General features: G+C 40.2%; 7 protein-coding genes. 4 read left to right on the top strand and 3 right to left on the bottom strand.

The genetic code is table 11. The features are described from left to right. Positions 1–85 precede the first annotated feature (85 nt). The 3 genes from LC574_RS26375 to LC574_RS26365 all read right to left on the bottom strand — a co-directional run bounded on the left by LC574_RS26375 (position 86) and on the right by LC574_RS26365 (position 1,666). Positions 86–310, bottom strand: coding sequence for a hypothetical protein (locus LC574_RS26375; protein WP_229456517.1), 225 nt, complete (start codon positions 308–310; stop codon positions 86–88). 8 nt (positions 311–318) lie between these two features. After that, positions 319–585: a hypothetical protein gene (locus LC574_RS26370; RefSeq protein ID WP_229456516.1), complete on the bottom strand. Its 267-nt coding sequence runs from the start codon at positions 583–585 to the stop codon at positions 319–321. Between the two features lie 106 nt (positions 586–691). Beyond that, positions 692–1,666 carry a hypothetical protein gene (locus tag LC574_RS26365; protein ID WP_229456519.1) on the bottom strand — a complete coding sequence of 325 codons (975 nt, stop codon included), beginning with the start codon at positions 1,664–1,666 and terminating at the stop codon, positions 692–694. 447 nt (positions 1,667–2,113) lie between these two features. Here LC574_RS26365 and LC574_RS26360 point away from each other — a divergent pair, with 447 nt between their 5' ends. The 4 genes from LC574_RS26360 to LC574_RS26345 all read left to right on the top strand — a co-directional run. Continuing rightward, positions 2,114–2,836, top strand: coding sequence for an Rpn family recombination-promoting nuclease/putative transposase (locus LC574_RS26360; protein ID WP_229456514.1), 723 nt, complete (start codon positions 2,114–2,116; stop codon positions 2,834–2,836). Further along, positions 2,803–3,069: a hypothetical protein gene (locus LC574_RS26355; protein ID WP_229456512.1), complete on the top strand. Its 267-nt coding sequence runs from the start codon at positions 2,803–2,805 to the stop codon at positions 3,067–3,069. The genes LC574_RS26360 and LC574_RS26355 overlap by 34 nt, the downstream gene beginning before the upstream one ends. A gap of 5 nt (positions 3,070–3,074) precedes the next feature. Beyond that, a complete protein-coding gene (locus LC574_RS26350) occupies positions 3,075–3,518 on the top strand; it encodes a hypothetical protein (protein ID WP_229456510.1) in 444 nt (147 codons plus the stop codon). An 82-nt stretch (positions 3,519–3,600) separates the two neighbouring features. Then, a partial coding sequence (locus tag LC574_RS26345; protein WP_229456505.1) for a cyclic nucleotide-binding domain-containing protein occupies positions 3,601–5,001 on the top strand: 1,401 nt, incomplete at its 3' end.

Raw genomic sequence — 5,001 nt, 5'->3', positions numbered from 1 at the left:
GTCATTGGTCATTAGTCATTGGGCACTTGTACTGAGCGAAGTCGAAGTATTGGGCATTGGGCATTGGTTATTTATCAATGACAAATCACTTCATTTTGAAATCCTTGAGGAGAAATGGCATAATCATGCCTGTCACTAAGCTAGATAATATTATTGGTAAGTAGAAGGGAATTGGGGCTTGTGCAACTAACACTAGTAGTAAAAAACTTACAGCAATACCAATAGTAGTTTGCTTAAGAAAATATATCGGATCGCGTAGTAGCTTTCCTTTCAAAAATAACTTGGCAGAAAACCATCCTATCTCTAACATATTTTCTCCTAATAATTTGCCAATAAATTTAAGACTGCAAGCCCTAAGAGGATGCCGGGAATTACACCAGCAGGGGCAAATAATGCACCAAGCATTGCTGAAAACTGATAGCCTATATCTTTCCCAGCTAACAGCATTCCACCAATTGCACCGCCAACCATAGACAAGGCTGTGGCAATGATTAACCACACAAATTCTGTTGCTATGTTCAAGTCACCATCTGCTAAACTTTTGAGAAAATCTATCACGTTTGGGTAGGTAAAAATATCTCTCACGCTGTTTTGTCCTGATTGTTAGGAATTAGGGGAGTGGGGAGTGGGGAGTAGGGAGTGGGGAGTGGGGAGATGAGGGAGAAAGAATAACTAACCTATTCCCTATTCCCTATTCCCTATTTCCTATTTCTGCTTCTACATCTTGTAACGCTTGGGCTACTACCTCTGCTTGGGCAATTTGTTGGTATTTCGTAAATATTTCTAAAGCGTCTTGATAGTAGATACGCGCTTGCAAAAGATTTTGAGGATTACCAACTTCTGGTTTTTCCTGGTCGTCTGGTAAGTTGAATAAGGCGTTGGCTTTGTTGGAAATTGTGTTAGCGTACTCTAGAGGTGTATCTTTGGCGTTACGCACTTTTAACGCTTCGTCATAAGCTGCGATCGCTCTTAAATTATTCTCTACACGATGGGAACTCACTAAATATTGCAAAGCGTTACCTAAATTGTTTTGCAACATCGCATATTCTCTAGGATGGTCAATCAAATTAATATGCTTTAGTGCTACCTCAAATGATTGCACAGCTAACCCTTGACGCAAGTATTCGCGTTCCGATGCTAGGGGCATAGAAAGGTAAGCGATCGCAATATTGTTATACAAAATCGCGTATTCCTGGGGGTAATCTTCCCAAGAAAACACCCGCAACGCCTCATGATAAGCCTGGATGCTGTCGGTTATCCGTGCCAAATTGAATGGTACAAGCGATTGCAACACCAGCCCAAAATTCATCTGCGTCTCTGCCACTTCCTCTGGTGACGCTAATTGTTGTAAAATCGGTAACGCTTCTTCATAACCTGCTTTCGCTTGCAGCAGCAGTTGGTAATCAGCATCCGGTATTGCCTGTAACGTCCCTGCCATGCCCACTTGGGCCCTAGCTTTTAGTAAGGGATACTCTTCACCACACATTTGATATGCCCGGTAATATAACCCAACTGCATTTCGCAAGTCTTGGGCTGTTTTGGGCTTTTTTTGAAAACCCTGTGCTATCTCGATCAGCATCTGGATTTTTTCTTCTGCTGAGGCTGACTCCGATGCAACAGCTGCTAACGCAGCCTTCACTGCTGAATCTGTAATGCTAGGGATCATAACTCTGCCGTACTCTAGCCAATTGGGAATTGAATCTGTCAACGCCCATGAATGATTAAGACACGCTTTACGCGTCTAATCACGGGCCATACTGATTTACGCAGGCTTCGAGTCCTTTAGGCAAAATTCCCCTTTTTTGTCTGAGACTAGGATTAGGAACTAGGGAAAGAGTTGATCCCATTCCCAATGCCCAATCAATTTTTTTACTATAAAACACCCTATTTCTAAAATTCTAGGGGGAAATTGCTAATATTAATGTCAGCTTTAAACACCTAATATTTTTAAAATACTTTTTGTATCACGCTCTGACACAATTCAAATATTATTTATAGAATTGTTGACATACATATATGCAGTATCTTAGCAGCCAATTTTTGTATACTCTAAAGAGTCTCCACGGGAGCGTCGAAGTGTAAAATATGTTCATCAATTGTAAAACAAGCTCCCTTGAAAACAGACAGTATCTTTTATCGCATCTTCCAAAGTATCCCCACTACTTTCTTTGAACTGATTAACCAACCGCCCCAACTAGCTAGTGTTTACCAATTTTCTTCAGTCGAAGTTAAACAACTAGCGTTTAGAATCGATGGTGTTTTCCTCCCAAATGCAGCAGCACTACCCATTTATTTTGCAGAAGTGCAATTTCAACCAGACAAAAAGTTCTACTCACGTTTATTTACCGAAATCTTTAATTATCTCGACAAAACCGAATTAACTAACAATTGGCGTGGTGTTGTGATTTTCCCCAACCGTAGCGTTGATACTGGAGATACTGAAAGATATACAGAATTACTCAACTCACAACGAGTGACTCGCGTCTATCTTGACGAATTAAGCTCAATTGAAGCATCATCAATCGGCATAGAGACAGTTAAACTCATCATTGAACCCGAATCAACTGCGACAACAAGAGCTATCGAAATAGTCAACAGTGCCCGACAGCAAATTCTAGATGTTGCTACTATTAGGGAAATTATACAATTGATAGAGACAATATTAATCTACAAGTTGCCACGATTGAGCCAGGAGCAGAATATTTTCCTAATCTATATCCCGAAGATATTCCTAATTATATTCGCCGTAATGAGCTTTTTTTTGATGGTAATAAGTGGAGATATAAAACACCTCACAATAAAGTGTTTACACCGAATGGTGAGTACAACTTCGTAGTACAGGGAGGCCAGATATATATAGCAAGGCAAAAATTTGGTTTAGGAAGTCATATTGATATTGCAAGAGGTAACAATGTTGACTTTGCCGGTCAAATTCGCTTTGGACATAATAAAAACAATAAAGGTCAAATCAAATACTGGAATAATCTTTCTGGTCATTACAAACCATCAGCTAATTCAGCAAGTAATGCAGGTTTGCCATTAAACCTTTTCATGCCATATCAATTTTAACAATAATGAATGAGCATATTCAAAATTTAATAGAGATTAGCAGTTATAGATCCTTATCTTCTCATGAGGAAAAGGTAATTTTAGAGGATTTAAAATCCATACCTGAAGTTGAAGCGTATGAAATTATCAAGAGCATGGTTGAAAAAAAAAGTTTGAGTACTATTGTAATTGCAAAGAAAGTCTTGCACAAAAGAGATTATGTCACAAAATTATTCAAGTATGGGGTTTTAAAATCTAATGCTCAATCTATTAAATTATGGTTAGATTTTGCAATTCCTAAGCTAGGATTTAAGTCAGTAGTAAAATTGATTGAAGATTTGAATAATGATAGTAATAGGTTAATAGAGAAAGCAGTCTACTGGCTTCCTCTGTTTATCTCGGAGAATGAAAAAAGGTCTTGGAATTTACTGGAGAAGTTAAAGGAAAAGGGAAAGTGCAGTCCGATCTGAACTTAATTTATAATTTTGAATTATTGACTCAGCTTTCAAGAGATAATTCATTTTATACAGCAGCCTACACGGAGAAATTAATATGACATCTCCAGAAACGGTTACATGGCTAAAAGAACGGACGAGTTTAGGAATTCTCTCGCCTGAAGTGTTAAATGCGATCGCTCAAGTAATTGAAGAACAAGTAGTAAGTGCCGAAACTGACTTAGTTAGCGAAGGCACTCCTCCAGAAGCCCTTTATATTCTTGTAGAAGGTCAACTCGAAAGCAATAGCACCAATCAAACCAACCCAGCCTTAGCTTGTGGATTCCTCCCCGGTGCAGTAATTGAACTCAAAGAATTGTTGTTGGATCAATTAACTCCATTCACAATTACTACGGTGACAGATTGTCATTTGTGGGTTGTGCCTGGTGATAAATTTCGCACTTTAGTTAACCAATACCCGGAAATTGCTCAGGCTTTTTCGCGTCAATTGGCTCAAGAATTAGCTCAGGCTACATCTGCACTTGGCTATGAACAAGAACGTTCTGTAGCTTTGCGGCCATATTTAGTTACCAAAGCGCAACGGGGAATTGTTGGTACAAGTCGCTATGCTGTGCGGTTGCGCGAGCAAATTCGAGAAGCGGCGGCTGATCGCAAATCAGTGGATATTTTTGGAGAACCAGGGTTAGAAAAAGACAATATAGCAGCCCTCATCCACTTTGGTTCTCCAAAACGACGAGAACCAATTATTAAAGTAAATTGCGGTATTCTGCAAACTAGCGGTGCAGATTTATTCGGTCGCGCTGGCGGTAAACCAGGATTGTTGGAATGGTTGGGAGAAGGTACTTTAGTTCTCAACAACATCCAAGAATTGCCCGAAGAATTATTACCTCCGGTAACGCAGTTGCTCAAAACTGGCACATATACCCCCGTCAGTCGTTCGGGAGAAGCAGCACCGGAACCTCGTCCCAGTAAAGCCAGAATTCTGATTGTTTCTGAAAAAACTCAGCCGACAATTGAACGCTGTATCGGTCACATTATTAAAGTACCACCGCTACGGGTGCGGAAAGCTGATATTCAGGCACAGGTTGAATATTATACTAGTCTCTACATTCGATCTAGAGGCGTTCCGAAACCGCACATTACCCCAGAAGCTTTACGTCGTCTACAGTCTTATGATTTTCCTGGCAATCTCAAGGAATTGAAAAATCTGGTAGAAAGAGCGATCGTGCAAGCAGAGGGTGCTAATGAATTAACAGAAGAAATTTTCTGGCCAGCCGAAACGAAGAAAAAACGATTTCGGGTGAATCTGTTAAATGCCTATCCTCGTTTGCGGCGGTTTTTGCGTAGTCCCTGGTGGCCCGATCGCATTAACTATGGTTTTACTGCAACGGCTTTTGCGATTATAGTTGCAGTGTTATTTATTGGGCCGCAAACCCGCGATCGCAATTTCGTATTAAATCTATTTTGGGCTTGGTGGTGGCCTTTCTTCCTCTTTCTC

Source organism: Nostoc sp. CHAB 5715, assembly GCF_020829685.1.
GTDB lineage: Bacteria > Cyanobacteriota > Cyanobacteriia > Cyanobacteriales > Nostocaceae > Nostoc.
This window is presented reverse-complemented; position numbering and strand designations above follow the sequence as displayed.

Bases quoted from the DNA above. Each gene is read 5' to 3' on its own strand.
- LC574_RS26375 (WP_229456517.1), bottom strand. From the start codon at position 310: ATGTTAGAGATAGGATGGTTTTCTGCCAAGTTATTTTTGAAAGGAAAG.
- LC574_RS26365 (WP_229456519.1), bottom strand. From the start codon at position 1,666: ATGATCCCTAGCATTACAGATTCAGCAGTGAAGGCTGCGTTAGCAGCT.
- LC574_RS26350 (WP_229456510.1), top strand. From the start codon at position 3,075: ATGAATGAGCATATTCAAAATTTAATAGAGATTAGCAGTTATAGATCC.